This window comes from Octadecabacter temperatus, assembly GCF_001187845.1.
Lineage (GTDB): Bacteria > Pseudomonadota > Alphaproteobacteria > Rhodobacterales > Rhodobacteraceae > Octadecabacter > Octadecabacter temperatus.
The window spans coordinates 1,817,947-1,834,100 of the sequence record NZ_CP012160.1; the positions used below are offsets into that span (position 1 = coordinate 1,817,947).

The following is a 16,154-nucleotide window of genomic DNA, read 5'->3' on the forward strand; positions in this document are numbered from 1 at the left end:
AGGATTTCGATGCGCGTTCTGATCTCTGCCATCGCCACATCGCTGGCCCTGATGACACCCACATTCGCCACGGCGCAATTCGCACCCGCGATCACCGTGAACGACAGTGTCGTAAGTGAATTTGAAATCGACCAACGCGTTGCCATGCTGCGTATTTTCCGCACACCTGGCAATCTCGAAGAATTGGCCCGCGAACAACTGGTCGAAGATCGCCTCAAACTCGAAGCCCTTAACTCCGCTGGTTTGCGCATTACCGACGAAGGACTTCGTGGCGCAATGGCAGAATTCGCCACACGCGCGAACATGTCTTTGGATCAGTTCATCACAGTTCTGGGGCAAGCCGGTGTTTCAGAAGAAACCTTCCGCGACTTTGTGCGCGTCAACGTCAGCTGGCGCGACTATATCCGTTCGCGCTTCAGCGACCGCGCACAGGTTTCCGAGGCCGACATTGACCAAGCGCTCGGGCAATCTGGTGGCTCATCCAGCATCGAAGTCCTGCTTAGCGAAATCATCATTCCGGCCCCGCCCCCACGTGCGCAGGCCGCCATTGCAACCGCCAATCGCATCGCTCAACTGACATCCACCTCAGCCTTTGAAGCCGAAGCCCGTCGTGTCTCAGCCTTGCCATCACGAACCCGTGGCGGCCGCCTCGATTGGCTGCCCATCACCAACTACCCTGCAGGTCTGCGCGGTGTATTGCTCGACCTCTCCCCAGGTGAAGTCACGGCCCCAATCCCAATCACAAACGGCGTTGCCCTATTCCAAATGCGCGGCGTGCGCGAAGTCCCAAGCGCGGCACCCGAACCAGCCGCCATTGAATACGCGGCCTTTTACATCGCTGGCGGCCTATCAGACGCTGGCCTGCGCGAAGCAGCACGCGTTGATGCGCGTGTCGACACCTGTGATGACCTTTACGGGGTTGCGCGTGGCCTGCCAGAAGACCAACTGCAGCGCGACGTTCTCCCGCCTGCGGAAATCCCTGCAGATGTCGCCTTAGTCCTTGCGTCCCTTGATGCAGGCGAAACCAACTACACGCTCACCCGTGCAAACGGCGAAACATTAGTGTTCTTGATGATGTGTGGCCGCACGCCTGCTCTCGGTGACGGCGTTGACCGCGAAACCATCCGCGCCCAGCTGTTGTCTCAACGTCTGACAACCTATGCCGATGCACTGCTCGCAGACTTGCGCGCAGCTGCCACTGTCACCTACCCCTGATGCAACCCATTGCAATGAGCTGTGGTGAACCTGCTGGTATCGGCCCTGAGATCGCCGTTGCCGCATGGAACGCCGTGGGTGCTGACATTCCTATGGTCTGGATCGGCGATCCAACGCATTTGCCCAAAGACACAAAATGGCAAGCGGTCGAAACAGCCGCAGATGCGGCAACTGCCACCGCCTTTCCCGTTCTTACACGTGATTTCGGTGCGCCCAACGTTGCTGGCACCCCAAACCCCGTACATGCTGAAGGCGTAATCGCGTCTATCGCGGATGCCGTGGCTTTGGTTCAATCCGGCGAAGCCTCAGCCATCTGCACCGCCCCGATCCACAAACAAGCCCTTATTGACGGCGCCCAATTCGCCTACCCGGGCCACACGGAATACCTCGCAGCTCTCGCAGGGCGTTCATCGGTTGTCATGATGCTCGCCAGTGAAATGCTGCGTGTTGTTCCTGCGACCATCCACATCCCGCTGGCAGACGTCCCCGAACAGCTCACCGCTGCAACGCTGACAGATACGATCCTAATTACCCACGCAGCCCTCAAACGAGACTTCGGCATCGCCAATCCCCGCCTCGCTGTCGCAGGGCTAAACCCGCACGCCGGCGAAGGCGGTAAAATGGGCCATGAGGAAATCGAAATGATCACCCCAACGCTGGACGCCCTGCGCGCTGAAGGCTTTGACATCGCAGGCCCGTTGTCCGCTGATACCATGTTCCACCCTGCCGCACGTGCGCGCTATGATGCGGCAATCTGCATGTATCACGACCAAGCCCTTATCCCCATCAAAACGTTGGACTTCTCAGGTGGCGTAAACGTCACCCTTGGACTGCCGTTCGTGCGAACCTCACCGGATCACGGCACCGCATTTGACATCGCGGGCACCGGCACCGCAGACGCAACCTCCATGATCGCAGCACTTCGCATGGCCGCAGACATGGCACAGGCCCGCACATGAGCATCGATAACCTCCCGCCCCTCAAACACGTCATCGACACACACGGATTGGCCGCCAAGAAATCGCTAGGCCAAAACTTCCTGCTCGATCTGAATCTAACGGCAAAAATTGCGCGCCTATCTGGGCGTAACGAAGATCACGACGTCCTTGAGATAGGCCCTGGCCCTGGCGGCCTAACGCGCGGTCTCCTATCTGAAGGCGCCCGCCGCGTCCTCGCCATCGAAAAAGACGAACGCTGCCTTTCCGCCTTGGCTGAAATCTCGGATGCCTATCCTGACCGCCTTACGGTCATAAGCGGCGACGCCCTCGACATAAACCCGCTCGACCACCTCACGAGCCCGATCCGTGTTGCCGCCAACCTGCCCTACAACATTGGCACAGAATTGCTGGTGCGCTGGCTAACCCCCACAGAATGGCCCCCGTTCTGGGACAGCCTGACATTGATGTTCCAACGCGAAGTCGCACAGCGCATCACAGCCGAACCCGGCTCCAAGGCCTACGGCCGCCTCGCGATCCTGTCCCAATGGCGTACCGATGCAAAAATCGTGATGAACCTCCCACCGGAGGCGTTCTCACCTCCTCCAAAAGTCTCCAGCGCCGTTGTGCACCTTACGGCCCTTCCAGAACCGCGCTTCCCCGCTGACGCCGCAATGCTGCAACACGTCACGGCCACCGCTTTCAACCAACGCCGCAAAATGCTGCGCTCCTCGTTAAAATCCCTCAGCCCCGACATCGAAGACCATCTGCACGCCGCAGGCATTAAGCCCACAGAACGCGCAGAACAGATCAGCGTCGAAGGCTTCTGCGCCCTCGCTCGCAGCCTGAAAAACACTTAACCCTTCTTTGGCTCTAAAATACTCTGGGGGAGTCCGCAGGACGGGGGCAACGCCCCCTCTTGGTCGAATTGGCGCAGCCAGTTCGAAACACCGTCCTCCAACGAAAAAGGCCCCCGTTTCCGAGGGCCTTTGAATTACTCTGCGGCTTCTGGTGCTGCGCCACCCTCTGGTGTCGCCTCGCCCTCTGGCTGTTTGTCTGGCCGCGTTTTGGGCTTACGGGTGCGGCGTTTCTTTGGCGCTTCTTCTGGTGTTTCCACCAGACCGGATCCGCCCTCTTCCGCTTCAACGGGTCCAGCCGCAGCCGCTTCTTCTTGCGCCTTCAAACGGTCCGCGCGTTCGCGGTCACGTTCGGCTTGGCGCTCACGGTTTTGCTTGTCCTGTTCAGCCTGACGCTCACGCTGCTGCTTCTCTTGCTCTTCGCGCTTGGCGTCGATCTCTTTTTGCGCTTCGGCAAGCATACGTGTGTAGTGCTCAGCGTGCTGCGCGAAATTCTCTGCGTTCACGCGGTCATTAGACAGGATCGCGTCGCGGTGCAGTTGGGTATATTTCTCAACGATCTGCTGCGGCGTGCCGCGCACTTTTCCCTCAGGACCCGAGCTGTCAAACACGCGGTTGACGATATTGCCACCTGATGGACGGTTGTTGTTGCGGTTCTTATTCCGCGAACGGGATCGAGAAGACTTCATGAAGGTATATCCAGCCTGTTTTTTTCTGTCGCTGCCCGATCCCACCTCATGCGGGACCTATCAAATGTAAAAGCAGTGATGTTCTGGCGTGTGTCGGAGACGGGACCAAACGGTCATACTCCATCCGACATGCATGACTATGCCGTACAAGATGTTAATCGCAAGTGATTCTACGCAATTTTGCGCATTTACGCGGGTTAAAGCGGTTTTTGGCCCACAATAACACGGTCTCGCCCGTCTAAATCGTGGCGAATCCCAACATTGAGCAACCCAGCGGCCTCAAACATCGCAACCACAGCCCCCCCTTGAGTCGGCCCGATTTCAACCATCAACCACCCCCCAGCGTTCAAATGCTCTGGCGCACCGGCCGCGATGATACGATAAAAGGACAGCCCGTCCCTCTCGTCCGTCAACGCCATGCGTGGCTCGTGGCTAAGTTCCGGTTCCAACCCGGCCATTTCGTCAGCCGCGATATAGGGAGGATTAGACACGATCAGATCGTAGTTGCCGCCAACAACCTCGAACCAATCGCTCACTTCGAACTCACAGCGATCCGCCACACCCAACTTCACTGCATTGCGTTGGGCCACCGCCAACGCCTGCTTCGAGATGTCTGTTGCGACCCCTGTTGCGTCAGAACGTTCATCAAGCAATATCGCTATAATGCAGCCCGATCCGGTGCCGAGGTCCAAAACATCCTTAAACGGCACGGACAATGCGGCCTCGATCAAGGTTTCTGTGTCGCCACGCGGGTCCAACACGTCTTGGTTAACCATAAATCGCCGCCCGTAAAACTCTCGAAATCCCAACAAATGCGACATCGGCATGCGCGTCGCCCTTTGTGAAACATCGGCAAAGAAAATCGCCTCTGGCATTGCTTCGAATTCATCATGCAGATGTAATGTCATGCGCCCGACATCAATGCCCAGACATGCCGCCATCAACAATCGCGCATCGCGAATTGGGTCTTCAACGCCAGCCTCTTTAAGGGTCGCAGTCCCGTACGCCAACGCCTGTTGAACGTTCACTCACCCATCTCCGCCAGCGCTGTCGCCTGTGCGTCCTGGATCAATCCATCAATCACTTCATCCAGATCACCCTGCATAATCTGATCCAGCTTATAGAGAGTCAGGTTTATTCGATGATCTGTCATGCGGCCTTGCGGGTAATTATAGGTCCTGATGCGTTCGCTCCGGTCCCCCGATCCCACCTGTGCTGCACGATCGGCTGAGCGTTCATCATGCACCTTCTGGCGTTCCGCATCATAGAGACGCGTCTTTAGTACCTGCATCGCGATTTCGCGGTTGCGGTGCTGGGATTTCTCGGATGACGTCACAACAATGCCCGATGGCATATGGGTAATCCGCACGGCAGAATCCGTGGTGTTGACGTGCTGCCCGCCGGATCCAGACGCGCGCATGGTATCGATGCGGATGTCATTGGCGTTGATCTGGATGTCCACGTCTTCGGCCTCTGGAAGCACCGCTACTGTCGCCGCAGACGTGTGAACACGCCCGCCACTTTCGGTCTCAGGTACACGCTGAACACGGTGCACGCCGCTTTCATATTTCATCCGCGCAAACACGTTTGTACCGGACACACGGATGGTTGCTTCTTTGATGCCGCCAAGTTCGGATTGGCTTTCTTCAATGATTTCGAACTTCCAGCCCATGTTTTCAGCGTAACGATTGTACATTCTCAACAAATCAGCTGCGAACAGCGCTGCTTCGTCGCCACCCGTTCCAGGGCGAATTTCAACCAGCGCAGGCTTGCCGTCCGCCGCATCCTTGGGGATCAGTGCCAGCTTCACGGCCTGTTCCGCATCCGGAAGACGTTCCTTCAGATCGGGCAGTTCCATCTCTGCCAGCTCTTTCATCTCAGGGTCGCCAAGCATCGCTTCGGCCCCTTCAATCTCGCTTACCAATGCTTGGTACACTTGCACGACTTCGACCACGGGGCGCAGCTCTGCGTACTCGCGGCTGACGGTGACGAATTCATCTCCGCCGATCCCCTCACCCATACGCGCCTCAAGAAACTCGAAACGTTCGGTGATCTGCATCAGGCGTTCACTTGGTATCATGTCTGTGCCTCGCTCAATTGCGTTAGCCATCCTTCAATGCGGGCGCGGTTAACGCCCATGTCGGATCTGCCAAACCGCAACCGTCCTTCGATTTTCAATAACGGCCCGTGCCCGCCATCAACCGTGTCATCCGGCCCCGCCCAAACGGTTGTGTAATCCGGAAACCCGAAAACCCGCGAGCGCGTGATGTAGGTCGTCGTGCCCTCCTCGGGCGATCCAGCCAAACGTGTCGTACGTGGCGTCGCCATAATGAGCGTATCCAACTGCGAAAGCGTAGCCTCAGGTGCCGGCGCATTCAGCACAATCTGAAACCCGCCCGCCGACTGGCGTTGGCCCGGTGGCTGTGGGTAGAACGTCTTGTGCCATTGCGCCGAATTACTCGGCGCTAAACGCACATAGACCCCAAGCGCAACAACGGCACCCAGCATCCCCAAAACCAAATACTTCAGCATCAATTCCCCTCAGCGCCAAGCGTGTTAGCGGACCTTAACGCCCGGCAAAATGCTCAACATCTCAAACATGATATTGGCCCCCGTAAGCGCCGTGTTCCCCGTCGTATCATAGGGGGGCGAAACCTCAACCAGATCGCAACCGACAATGTTCAAACCGCGCAGGTTGCGGATCAATTCCATTGCTTGCATCGTGGTCAGCCCGCCAATCTCTGGCGTGCCGGTTCCGGGTGCAAAACTGGGGTCGAGGCTGTCGATATCATAGGTGATGTAGCAAGGCTGCCCCCCGATGGACGCAACGATATCTTTTCCGAGCGTATTCAATGACTTGTGCCACAAACTTGATGCTAAACGCTGGTTGAACCCCCAATCAGCGGCCTCGGTGAAGTCTTCAGCGGTATAACCTGTTCCACGTAAGCCAATTTGCCATACTTTTGAGGGTGTTATCAAACCTTCCTCATATGCGCGACGGAACACCGTACCGTGGGTTTCACGCTCTCCGAACATTTCGTCATTTACGTCTGCATGAGCGTCCACATGCACCAGTGCAACGGGCCCATGTTTCTTCGCCATCGCGCGCAAAATTGGTAGTGTCAGCGAGTGATCACCGCCTAATCCCATCGGAATGACGGGGTGCTTTAATATCTCGTCATACTTCGCCTCAATGATCTTCAGCGAGTCCGCCAGCGAGAACGTGTTGATCGAAATGTCGCCCAGATCCGCGCATTGCAAACTGTCAAACGGCGCCGCCCCTGTCTGGATATTATAAGGCCGGATCATCGCGCTTTCTTGGCGCAGTTGTTTCGGGCCAAACCGCGTACCGGACCGCCAGCTTGTGCCGATGTCCATCGGGATGCCGATGAAACCCACATCAAGGCCTTCAGCGCTCGGCGCGTCAGGAAGGCGCATGAACGTTTGCAAGCCGGCAAAGCGGGCCAGATCATTGCCCGATACGGGCTGGTTAAATTCAGTCATCGCTTGTTCCACAAATGCAGGCAGCACAGCTCAAACGCGACATGCGCCCCTGCCACAGCTGTGATTCCTGTTGCATCGTATGGTGGCGACACCTCTACCACGTCACCACCGACCATGTTGATCCCAGCCAAATCGCGCAGCATTGCGGCGGCTTGCCAGTTCGCAAGGCCACCCCAAACTGGCGTCCCCGTCCCTGGTGCAAAGGCCGGATCAAGCGCATCAATATCAAACGTCACATAGGTCGGCGCATCGCCAACGATCTCCTTAGCGCGCGTAACCGCCCAAGCCACCCCTTTTTCATGCACAGTGCGTGCATCAATATAATCCATGCCAAGGTAGTCGTCACACTCCGTGCGAATACCGATCTGCACGGACCGTTTCGGGTCAACCAGCCCAAGCTTCACGGCCTTATACATGAACGTGCCATGATCGACACGGTCCATGTCATCATCTGCCCAAAGGTCGGAATGAGCATCAAACTGAATGACACTCAGCGGGCCGAATTTCGCGGCATAGGCCTTGAGGATCGGCAGAGTAATGAAGTGATCCCCGCCCAGAGTCACCGTCCCGACATCCGCCGCCAAAATCCCCGCGATATGCGCTTCAATCGCGGCAGGCGTGCCTGCAACATTGGCATAATCAAACGCCAGATCGCCGTAATCCGCGATCGCGAAATCACCCAACGGGTCAAAACCCCAGCCATAAGGCGGATCATAGGGTTGCAACGTGCTAGCCTCGCGAATGGCGCGCGGGCCAAAGCGGGTTCCAGGGCGGTTCGTGACTGCCTGATCAAAGGGAACGCCCGTCACTGCTAGGTCTACACCCTTCAAATCTTTGGTATATTTACGACGCAGGAAGGACGTGGCCCCGCCAAAGGTGTTCTCGAACGCGCAACCCTTTAGGTCGTCACGTGTGAACGCCAGATCAATTTGGCCTTTCGCATCTTCCAGCGCCATTACGCGTCTCCCAGTGGCAAAGCCCGCTCAGCGATACGGGCAAAGAACGATGCCCCATAAGGCGCGGTCGCGTCATCAAAGTCAAAATCGGGCTGGTGCAATCCAGCGGTATCCCCGTTTCCAACAAACAAATAGGCACCTGGTGTTTTCTCTAGGAAATAGGCGAAATCTTCGGCCCCCATTTCGCGGATAGCATCATCAATGACTTTTCCCTCTGCAGCGACTTCACGCGCGACATCTACCGCAAATTCTGTTTGCTTGGGCGCGTTCACTGTAGCTGGAAAACCTTCTTCATAGCGCAACTCGGCCTTAACCCCGAATGACGCCGCCTGGCCCGCAACGATCTCGGCCATGCGTTTCTTAACCATCGCTTTCACGTCCTTATCAAACGTACGCACCGTGCCGCCAAGGTATGCGGTTTCAGGGATGATATTATCCGCCGTTCCTGAATGGATCATCGTCACAGACACCACCAAATCGTTCAATGCATAATGGTTACGGCTGACAATCGTCGCCATCGCCTGCCCGATCGACAGCGCGGCCGTAATCGGGTCGCGGGTTTCATGCGGATAAGCCCCATGCCCACCAACACCTTTGATATCAACGTGAAACGTATCCACGGACGCCATGATTGGCCCGGGAGTGGTGTAAAACTGGCCAACAGGTGTGCCGGGCATATTGTGCAACGCGTAGACTTCTTTGATGTCGAACCGCTCAAGCATGCCTTCTTCAACCATCAGCTCGGCACCGCCGCCCGTTTCTTCAGCCGGTTGGAAAATAAGCGCAATTCGCCCCTTAAAATTTCGAGTCTCAGCGAGGTATTTAGCAGCCCCCAGCAACATGGTCGTATGCCCGTCATGCCCACAGGCGTGCATTTTTCCTTCGTTCAAAGACGCCCACTCAGCACCCGTGCTTTCCGTAATCGGCAGCGCATCCATGTCTGCACGCAGTCCAATCGTCGGGCCATCACCCTGCCCTTCAATAATCGCAACCACGCCAGAAATCGCGATGCCTTCGTGGATTTCCTCAATCCCGAACTCGCGCAAACGCTCAACCACATAGGCTGCCGTTTCCTGACACTGCTGACCCAATTCGGGGTGTTGGTGCAAATAACGACGCCATTCGGTCATCTCATCTGCGAAGGCGGCAATTCGGTTTATGACGGGCATGGCTGGACCTCAGTTAACGGGGGCAATAGCGTGACTGTGACACCAAAGGAGCCGCCCCTCAATGGCCGAAGATACACTGATCCACTCCACTGATCCCAAACAACAAATGGACCGCCTTTTGGCGATCATGCGCGCCCTGCGTGACCCTGAAACGGGCTGCCCGTGGGATATCGAGCAAACGTTTCAGACCATCGCTCCCTACACGATTGAGGAAGCGTATGAAGTCGCCGACGCCATCGAGCGCGCTGATATGGATGATTTGCGTGGCGAGTTGGGCGATTTACTGTTTCAATCCGTCTTCCATGCGCAAATGGCGGATGATGCTGGGCATTTCAATTTCAACGATGTGGCCCGCACGATGTCCGATAAAATGGTCGCGCGGCACCCGCATGTGTTTGGCGATGAGAGCCGCGATAAATCAGCCGACCAGCAAACTGCCGACTGGGAGGTCATCAAGGCCGCTGAGCGCGCAGGCAAAGATCAGGGCCGCACCCTCGATGGTGTCGCCATCGGCCTCCCCGCGCTGCTACGAGCAGAAAAGCTGCAAAAACGTGCAGCAAGGGTGGGCTTTGACTGGCCGGATGTGAAGTTCGTCATCGACAAGATCGCTGAAGAAGCCGCCGAAGTCGTCGAGGCCCGCGATACCCTCAGCCATGAAGAAGTCACCGAAGAAGTCGGGGACCTTTTGTTCGTCATGGCCAACCTCGCCCGCCACCTGAAGGTCGACCCCGAGGTCGCCCTACGTGCGGCCAATGCGAAATTCCAGAGGCGTTTTGAAGGGGTTGAGGACCTATTGGCGGCACAGGGCAAGACACCCGCCGATAGTAACTTGGACGAGATGGACGCGCTCTGGGATGCTGTGAAGGTGGCGGAAAAAGTAAGCCCCGCCTAAGACTTTCGGAAGATCAGCGCCAAATTATTCGCTGGCATTTCATGGGCATCCATAAAGTCCAAGCCCGCGTTTTGCGCTGTTCGTTTAATCCACGCATCGTCTTTGTATCCGACCTCAGAGTCCGCCGCGCGAATATCGGAATCAAAGCGTTCGTCGCCGTCACTCGTGAATTCGCCGTCCCGCTTGAACGGCCCGTAAATGCAAAAATGACCCGATGGCGCAAGCGCCCGTGCACCTTCTTGTAGCACCGTCGCAGCCTCGATCTCGCTGATCAGGTGAAGCAGGTTCGCCAATATAATCAAACCTTTGGGCGCAATCGTTTCGCCCCACCCAACTTGGGTCGCGTTCAGTGTGATTGGCGCCGAGATATTGGAAAGCTCGCTATCGTGAACGTAAGCTTCGATACTGCGAAGGCGTGTCGCCTCTACCTCTGAAGGATGCCATTGAACTGCGGGTATCGCCGCGGCAAATGCAACTATGTGTTGCCCTGTGCCACTTGCGATCTCCAATGCATCACCATTCTTGGGTGCTACCAAAGCGACAACATCGCACAAAACACCAGCGTTTCGCGAGGCAGATGGCGCGTACAGTTTGTTGCTTTCGTCTGTAGCCATCGCGACAGATGCTTTGGGTGTAGGAACGCGGACCTTCATAGAGCCCTACCCCGCCTTTTCCTCAAGCATCATCCACTCTTCTTCTGCGTCATCCAGCTTTGATTGGCGTTCCAGCAAGGCATCGGTCGCCTTTTGGAATTTCACCGGATGGTCGGTGAACAACGCAGGGTCGGCCATCAGCTCACCCAGTTTGGCGATCTCTGCCTCAAGGCGGGCGATCACGTTCGGCAATTCTTCCAGACGGTGCTTTTCGGTGAAGCTTAGCCCTGCCGCAGCCGTTTCCTTTGGTGCGTCTGAATTTGCTTTGGTTTTGGAAACCTTTGGCGTGGCGACTTCTTCTTCGGCGCGTTGATTGCGGTAATCCGTCCAACCGCCTGCATAGGTCACGGCGCGGCCGTTGCCTTCCATTGCGATGGTCGTTGTTGCCACGCGATCAATGAAATCACGGTCGTGACTGACCAGCAGTACTGTGCCCGGATATTCGCCCAGCAAATCTTGCAACAGGTCCAGCGTTTCGATGTCCAAATCGTTGGTCGGTTCGTCCATCACCAACACATTGGATTCGCGCGCCATCAGACGAGCCAACAACAGCCGCGCCTTTTCACCACCCGACAAAGAATGCACAGGCGCACGGGCCTGCGCTTCATCAAACAGAAATTCTTTTAGATATCCGACAACGTGCTTTGGTTGTCCGCGCACCATGATTTGGTCGGCCTTACCGCTGACAGACATACTTGGATCGGTGGTGAGATTATCCCACAACGTCGTTTGCGGGTTAAGCTGTGCGCGGGCTTGGTCGAACACAGCGACTTCCAGATTGGTGCCGAGCTTGATCGACCCTTCATCTGGTTCAACTTCACCTAGCAACATCTTGATAAGTGTCGTTTTTCCGACACCATTAGGTCCGACAAATGCAATTCGATCACCGCGATTGACGGTCAAATCGAACCCACTGACGATGGTCTTATCATCAAATGACTTGTTCAAACCGAAGGCTTCGATCACCCGTTTACCGGACGATTGACCTGCATCCAGCGCCATTGCTGCCGTACCTTGGCGCTTGATCTGGCTGGACTTCTCGGCACGTAAATCTTGAAGCGCCCGAAGCCGCCCTTGGTTGCGCGTACGGCGCGCAGAAATTCCCTCAACAGCCCACCGCGCCTCTTTCTTGATCTTACGGTTCAGCTTGTGGCGCTGCATGTCCTCGTCTTCCCAAGTCTTGTCGCGCCATTCTTCAAAATGCGCAAAGCCCTGCTCTTGGCGGCGGACTTGACCGCGATCAATCCACAATGTCGCGCGGGTCAGCGCGTTGAGGAATGCACGGTCGTGGGAAATCAAAACAAAGCCTGTGCGGGTCTGGGACAGCTCGCGTTCCAGCCAACGGATCGCTTCGATGTCCATGTGGTTTGTCGGCTCGTCCAGCAACATCAAACCCGGCGCTTCGGCCATGAGTTTCGCCAAAGCGGCACGGCGGCGTTCGCCACCGGATGCAACATTCACGTCACGCGCAGGATCAAACTTCAGCCCTTCGGCCACAGAATCAACGCGCCATGCATCAGATGGGTCCATGCCACTGGTGGCGTAATCGCCCAACGTGGCGCAGCCTTCCATGCTTGGGTCTTGCTCCATGTAGCCCACAGACATGCCCGGTGCGACAACAACGCCGCCTTTGTCAGCCTCGACCAATCCGGCCATCACTTTAAGGAGCGTGGATTTACCAGAGCCATTGCGCCCAACAAGCGCAACACGGTCCCCCGGTTGCACGACCAATGATAGGTCTTCGAAAACAGGATCGCCGCCAAATGTGAGGGCGATATCGGTGAGTTGTAAAAGGGGTGCGCGTGCCATGGGGTCTGCTAACTTCGTGCGCGCCTAGGCGCAAGGGCCATCAGTCGCCCGAGATTGCGCGCAGTGCTTTTGCACGGGCGGGCGGAATGGCCGCGATCTCAAGGCCTGTAAAAACGTGCAAGGTGTTCATCTGAGTATCAACCACGGCATGGTCACTGACCCAACCGCCCATGCTGAGGTAGGTTTTCAACAATGCAGGAAGCTGTTCCATCGCCACTTTTCGCGTGACCGCACTGCCCAAATCACCAAAAGGGACAACATCAGTCGCCTTCACGGCTGGGGTCCAAACCTTAGGTGCTTGGTGGTTGGCGGCTAAAAGCGCAAAAGCGTCCCCGTAGGTCACAGCGTCCGTTCCCGCGAATGATGAACAGCCAAACAGCAGCCCCACAGACCGTGCATCAACGACTTGTGCAAGCATCCCCCAAGCAATCCGTAGAACATCAGGGTCCTGCACATCTGGTGAAACACAAAATCGCCCAAGCTCAAGCATCGGCTCCGCGTATTCTGCTAATCGGGTCAGATCGTAAAACTGCGCTGAATAACTAGCAGCGACGTCATCGCCAGATGCGGCATAAAGTATGCGAAAACTACAAATGAGTTTCCCCGCAGGGTCTTCAACCAACACATGATCACATAACGAATCGAACCCATCGGTTTCAATCCCGCCCCGACGCGCGACGCCGCCCGCCTCTTCAATAAAACAGCGATGGCGCAAACGCTGGCTGCGTTCCAAATCATCGGCCGTCACAGCAAAACGCGCAACATAATCGCCGCGTGCAAGAACTGTGCCCTCAAGTGAATGGGAATCCTTGGCCATGTTCAAATTGGCCCCAATGGAATCGACTTCGGTGCGGCTTGCGCCCTCACCCGTCACCCAGGAAGTCACCAGCATTGAAGTTACCGATTGAACCAAACAACTGGCGAATAAACGTCGTATCACGCACGTTGTCCTGCGTCACACGGCGCGACAGGGCGACAACATTTCCGTTCTCAAGGCCGAAGCGTTCGACATTGCTGACGACACCTTCTTCATCAAAACTGATCGCAACAACTTCGCGCTCAATCTCTTTTGGCTCAAGCGGGCCTAAGAAACGGAAACGCGATTGGACATAAAAGAAGCCACCGCCATTGGTGACGCCACCCGCAGTTGGGGGACCGACAACATCGGAAACCGTGTCGCGGGTATCAACGCCAACCAGCACTTCGGCCAGTTGGTCGTCCGTGGGGGCGTAGCCATGATTGCGATATAACGTGGTACAACCCACTGACATCAACAGCACGCATCCAGCTAGTATGGCGCGTGACTTGCGACCTGTGATGTTCATAGTAACCCTCAACTCTTATATCTCGCCTTGGCTTCTATCGGCTTTTAACGCATTTACAGCCAACACGCGACGTTATTCAAGGGTGCCTTCACATGTCCGATATGCCGACACATCCCATCCGCTTTGCTGACCTGCCCGCGCGAAAGCGGTCTCATTTCAAGATTGAGCCTGATGCAGAGGGCCGCAAAGCCCTCGCGAATGAAATCGACGTGCTGAAGATTCCCAAGTTACGGTTTGAAGGTTCACTGATTCCCACGGGCAAGCGCGACTGGCGTATTGAGGGGACTTTGGGCGCGACCGTCAGCCAAGCCTGTGTCGTAACGCTGGAACCTGTGACCACCCGCATCGACGAAGACGTTACCCGTTCTTATGTGGTCGAACTGGATATTCCCGATGAAGACGAATTCGAAATCGGAGAGGACGACTCAGCCGATCCGTTGCCGGAAACACTCGATCTCATTGACGTTCTGGCGGAAGCTTTGGTGCTGGCTATGCCCGCCTACCCCCGCAAAGACGGCGTCGAGGCCGAAACCATCGGCGTCACCGAACCGGGCAAAGACGTTATGACGGATGAAGACGCACGTCCCTTTGCTGGCCTTGCTGCACTGCGTGATGGCCTCAAAAACAAAGAAGACACCGACGACTAAAGCGACCCTTTAAAAAAGGTTGCTTATTGGCAAATTCGCCGTATGTTCGCGGCTTCTTTCAGATCACGTCTCGACAGGCGTTAGGTAATGTCCTAAAGCCCCACAAACGCTTTCCTGAAAGCACGAAATTCACGCGGCCCACTTACGATCCAAGGGCCCACTATCCGAGGTTGTCACAATGGCTGTCCCACAGAATAAAATCTCCACGTCCCGCCGGAACAACCGTCGGTCCCACCACGCTCTTGATGGTGCGAACCCAAACGAATGTACGTCCTGCGGTGAACTGAAGCGCCCACACCACATCTGCCCATCTTGCGGCAGCTACGCAGACCGTGAAGTCATCGCGCAAGCTGATGAAATCGATCTGGACGACGACGCAGCATAAGCACTAGGGTCGCTCAGAAGGGGAACGTATGTCCGCGACTGATCAATCCACTGCTGCACTTGTTATTTCTGTCGACGCCATGGGCGGCGACGAAGGACCCGCGCCAATTGTCGCGGGTCTTACGCGTTTCTTGGCGGCAAACCCTGACACGCATATCTTATTGCACGGGCGCAAAGCAGACCTTGAACCGCTTGTAACCAAACGCAAAATCGGAAACTCTGTTACGATCGTTGATGCGCCTGACGTTGTCGCAATGACGGACAAACCAAGCCACGTTATGCGCCACGGTAAGTCCACATCCATGTGGTCTGCAATTGATTCCGTACGTAACAAAGAAGCATCGGTTTGTGTGTCTTGCGGCAATACCGGCGCGCTTATGGCTGTTTCAATGATCCGCCTGCGTAAGGCCGAAGGCGTGAACCGCCCTGCCATCGCCTGCCTGTGGCCGTCCCGAAATAAGGCTGGCTTTAATGTCATGCTCGACGCCGGCGCTGACATCCGTGCCGATGAAGAAGACCTTTTGACCTATGCCTTGATGGGCGCGTCTTACGCCCGCAACGGGCTGGGCCTGACCAAACCTCGTGTTGGCCTGCTGAATGTTGGCACCGAAGAACACAAAGGCCGCGCCGAGCTGAAGGTCGCCCATGACATGATTGCGGCCGCTGCACCGCGTGGTGATTTCGAATATGTGGGATTCGTTGAAGGCGGTGATTTGCCTGGTTCGCGTGTCGATGTCGTCGTTACAGACGGCTTTACCGGCAATATTGCGCTCAAAACTGGTGAAGGGACCGCGAATTTCGTGTCCGAATCCCTGCGCGCCGCGTTTAAGACGACGTGGTTCTCACGCATTGCCGCCCTCCTCGCAATGACATCCCTGAGTCGTCTCAAGAAAAAGATCGACCCGCGCCGTGTGAACGGTGGGGTCTTCCTCGGCCTCAACGGAACCGTCATCAAAAGCCATGGCAGCGCGGATGCGACAGGTGTTGCGGCAGCCGTCTCACTGGCCGCGCAGCTAGGGCGTTCGGGTTTCTCCGACAAGCTTGCCGCGCGGGTTGCATCAGCCGCCGTGCTTGCCCAAGATGACCAAACCGACAGCGCGACAAAGGACTAGAAAACCA

The 16,154-nt window shown here is 56.4% G+C and carries 18 protein-coding genes; 7 read left to right on the forward strand and 11 right to left on the reverse strand.

The window, feature by feature from the left end:
* Positions 1-9: 9 nt before the first annotated feature.
* From OSB_RS09075 to rsmA, 3 genes are read left to right on the forward strand one after another with little or no spacing between them, the layout of a single operon-like run.
* On the forward strand, positions 10-1,215 hold the full coding sequence (locus OSB_RS09075) for a peptidylprolyl isomerase (protein ID WP_049834692.1): 1,206 nt from the start codon (positions 10-12) through the stop codon (positions 1,213-1,215).
* A complete protein-coding gene (gene pdxA / locus OSB_RS09080) occupies positions 1,215-2,174 on the forward strand; it encodes a 4-hydroxythreonine-4-phosphate dehydrogenase PdxA (RefSeq protein WP_049834693.1) in 960 nt (319 codons plus the stop codon). Before OSB_RS09075 ends, pdxA begins: the two co-directional genes overlap by 1 nt.
* On the forward strand, positions 2,171-3,010 hold the full coding sequence (rsmA, locus tag OSB_RS09085; protein WP_049834694.1) for a 16S rRNA (adenine(1518)-N(6)/adenine(1519)-N(6))-dimethyltransferase RsmA: 840 nt from the start codon (positions 2,171-2,173) through the stop codon (positions 3,008-3,010). Before pdxA ends, rsmA begins: the two co-directional genes overlap by 4 nt.
* A gap of 134 nt (positions 3,011-3,144) precedes the next feature.
* On the opposite strand, the gene OSB_RS09090 is transcribed toward rsmA, so the two are convergent.
* The 7 genes from OSB_RS09090 to OSB_RS09120 form a co-directional block, all read right to left on the reverse strand.
* Entirely contained in the window at positions 3,145-3,696 is a 552-nt protein-coding gene (locus OSB_RS09090) for a DUF4167 domain-containing protein (protein WP_049834695.1), read from the reverse strand.
* Between the two features lie 197 nt (positions 3,697-3,893).
* Entirely contained in the window at positions 3,894-4,724 is an 831-nt protein-coding gene (prmC, locus tag OSB_RS09095; protein ID WP_049834696.1) for a peptide chain release factor N(5)-glutamine methyltransferase, read from the reverse strand.
* Positions 4,721-5,776, reverse strand: coding sequence for a peptide chain release factor 1 (prfA, locus tag OSB_RS09100; RefSeq protein ID WP_049834697.1), 1,056 nt, complete (start codon positions 5,774-5,776; stop codon positions 4,721-4,723). Before prfA ends, prmC begins: the two co-directional genes overlap by 4 nt.
* Positions 5,773-6,228: a DUF1499 domain-containing protein gene (locus tag OSB_RS09105; protein WP_049834698.1), complete on the reverse strand. Its 456-nt coding sequence runs from the start codon at positions 6,226-6,228 to the stop codon at positions 5,773-5,775. Before OSB_RS09105 ends, prfA begins: the two co-directional genes overlap by 4 nt.
* A 24-nt stretch (positions 6,229-6,252) precedes the next feature.
* A complete protein-coding gene (gene speB / locus OSB_RS09110) occupies positions 6,253-7,200 on the reverse strand; it encodes an agmatinase (RefSeq protein ID WP_049834699.1) in 948 nt (315 codons plus the stop codon).
* Complete coding sequence (gene speB / locus OSB_RS09115) at positions 7,197-8,156, reverse strand: agmatinase (RefSeq protein WP_049834700.1); 960 nt, start codon at positions 8,154-8,156, stop codon at positions 7,197-7,199. Before speB (OSB_RS09115) ends, speB (OSB_RS09110) begins: the two co-directional genes overlap by 4 nt.
* A complete protein-coding gene (locus OSB_RS09120; protein WP_049834701.1) occupies positions 8,156-9,325 on the reverse strand; it encodes a M20 aminoacylase family protein in 1,170 nt (389 codons plus the stop codon). The genes speB (OSB_RS09115) and OSB_RS09120 overlap by 1 nt, the downstream gene beginning before the upstream one ends.
* 61 nt (positions 9,326-9,386) lie before the next feature.
* Here OSB_RS09120 and mazG point away from each other — a divergent pair, with 61 nt between their 5' ends.
* A complete protein-coding gene (mazG, locus tag OSB_RS09125; RefSeq protein ID WP_049834702.1) occupies positions 9,387-10,217 on the forward strand; it encodes a nucleoside triphosphate pyrophosphohydrolase in 831 nt (276 codons plus the stop codon).
* Here mazG and OSB_RS09130 read toward each other — a convergent pair.
* The 4 genes from OSB_RS09130 to OSB_RS09145 are packed head-to-tail and all read right to left on the reverse strand — an operon-like array spanning position 10,214 to position 14,004.
* The gene (locus OSB_RS09130) at positions 10,214-10,831 is read right to left on the reverse strand and encodes a DUF938 domain-containing protein (RefSeq protein ID WP_234967368.1); all 618 of its coding nucleotides are present in this window, start codon (positions 10,829-10,831) and stop codon (positions 10,214-10,216) included. The genes mazG and OSB_RS09130 overlap by 4 nt on opposite strands.
* Before the next feature lie 45 nt (positions 10,832-10,876).
* Complete coding sequence (locus OSB_RS09135; RefSeq protein WP_049834704.1) at positions 10,877-12,679, reverse strand: ABC-F family ATP-binding cassette domain-containing protein; 1,803 nt, start codon at positions 12,677-12,679, stop codon at positions 10,877-10,879.
* A 40-nt stretch (positions 12,680-12,719) separates the two neighbouring features.
* Positions 12,720-13,571: a GNAT family N-acetyltransferase gene (locus OSB_RS09140; protein WP_143831235.1), complete on the reverse strand. Its 852-nt coding sequence runs from the start codon at positions 13,569-13,571 to the stop codon at positions 12,720-12,722.
* Positions 13,543-14,004, reverse strand: coding sequence for an outer membrane protein assembly factor BamE (locus OSB_RS09145; protein ID WP_049834705.1), 462 nt, complete (start codon positions 14,002-14,004; stop codon positions 13,543-13,545). The genes OSB_RS09140 and OSB_RS09145 overlap by 29 nt, the downstream gene beginning before the upstream one ends.
* Before the next feature lie 92 nt (positions 14,005-14,096).
* Between OSB_RS09145 and OSB_RS09150 the strand changes: the two genes are divergently transcribed.
* The 3 genes from OSB_RS09150 to plsX all read left to right on the forward strand — a co-directional run bounded on the left by OSB_RS09150 (position 14,097) and on the right by plsX (position 16,147).
* Entirely contained in the window at positions 14,097-14,651 is a 555-nt protein-coding gene (locus tag OSB_RS09150; protein WP_049834706.1) for a YceD family protein, read from the forward strand.
* Positions 14,652-14,829: 178 nt separating this feature from the next.
* On the forward strand, positions 14,830-15,036 hold the full coding sequence (gene rpmF, locus OSB_RS09155) for a 50S ribosomal protein L32 (RefSeq protein WP_049834707.1): 207 nt from the start codon (positions 14,830-14,832) through the stop codon (positions 15,034-15,036).
* A gap of 28 nt (positions 15,037-15,064) precedes the next feature.
* Positions 15,065-16,147: a phosphate acyltransferase PlsX gene (gene plsX, locus OSB_RS09160; protein ID WP_049834708.1), complete on the forward strand. Its 1,083-nt coding sequence runs from the start codon at positions 15,065-15,067 to the stop codon at positions 16,145-16,147.
* Positions 16,148-16,154 lie beyond the last annotated feature (7 nt).

Coding starts and splice junctions, on each gene's coding strand:
- OSB_RS09075 (WP_049834692.1), top strand. CDS start 10: ATGCGCGTTCTGATCTCTGCCATCGCCACATCGCTGGCCCTGATGACA.
- pdxA (WP_049834693.1), top strand. CDS start 1,215: ATGCAACCCATTGCAATGAGCTGTGGTGAACCTGCTGGTATCGGCCCT.
- rsmA (WP_049834694.1), top strand. CDS start 2,171: ATGAGCATCGATAACCTCCCGCCCCTCAAACACGTCATCGACACACAC.
- OSB_RS09090 (WP_049834695.1), bottom strand. CDS start 3,696: ATGAAGTCTTCTCGATCCCGTTCGCGGAATAAGAACCGCAACAACAAC.
- prfA (WP_049834697.1), bottom strand. CDS start 5,776: ATGATACCAAGTGAACGCCTGATGCAGATCACCGAACGTTTCGAGTTT.
- OSB_RS09105 (WP_049834698.1), bottom strand. CDS start 6,228: ATGCTGAAGTATTTGGTTTTGGGGATGCTGGGTGCCGTTGTTGCGCTT.
- speB (WP_049834699.1), bottom strand. CDS start 7,200: ATGACTGAATTTAACCAGCCCGTATCGGGCAATGATCTGGCCCGCTTT.
- speB (WP_049834700.1), bottom strand. CDS start 8,156: ATGGCGCTGGAAGATGCGAAAGGCCAAATTGATCTGGCGTTCACACGT.
- OSB_RS09120 (WP_049834701.1), bottom strand. CDS start 9,325: ATGCCCGTCATAAACCGAATTGCCGCCTTCGCAGATGAGATGACCGAA.
- mazG (WP_049834702.1), top strand. CDS start 9,387: ATGGCCGAAGATACACTGATCCACTCCACTGATCCCAAACAACAAATG.
- OSB_RS09130 (WP_234967368.1), bottom strand. CDS start 10,831: ATGGCTACAGACGAAAGCAACAAACTGTACGCGCCATCTGCCTCGCGA.
- OSB_RS09135 (WP_049834704.1), bottom strand. CDS start 12,679: ATGGCACGCGCACCCCTTTTACAACTCACCGATATCGCCCTCACATTT.
- OSB_RS09140 (WP_143831235.1), bottom strand. CDS start 13,571: ATGCTGGTGACTTCCTGGGTGACGGGTGAGGGCGCAAGCCGCACCGAA.
- OSB_RS09145 (WP_049834705.1), bottom strand. CDS start 14,004: ATGAACATCACAGGTCGCAAGTCACGCGCCATACTAGCTGGATGCGTG.
- OSB_RS09150 (WP_049834706.1), top strand. CDS start 14,097: ATGTCCGATATGCCGACACATCCCATCCGCTTTGCTGACCTGCCCGCG.
- rpmF (WP_049834707.1), top strand. CDS start 14,830: ATGGCTGTCCCACAGAATAAAATCTCCACGTCCCGCCGGAACAACCGT.
- plsX (WP_049834708.1), top strand. CDS start 15,065: ATGTCCGCGACTGATCAATCCACTGCTGCACTTGTTATTTCTGTCGAC.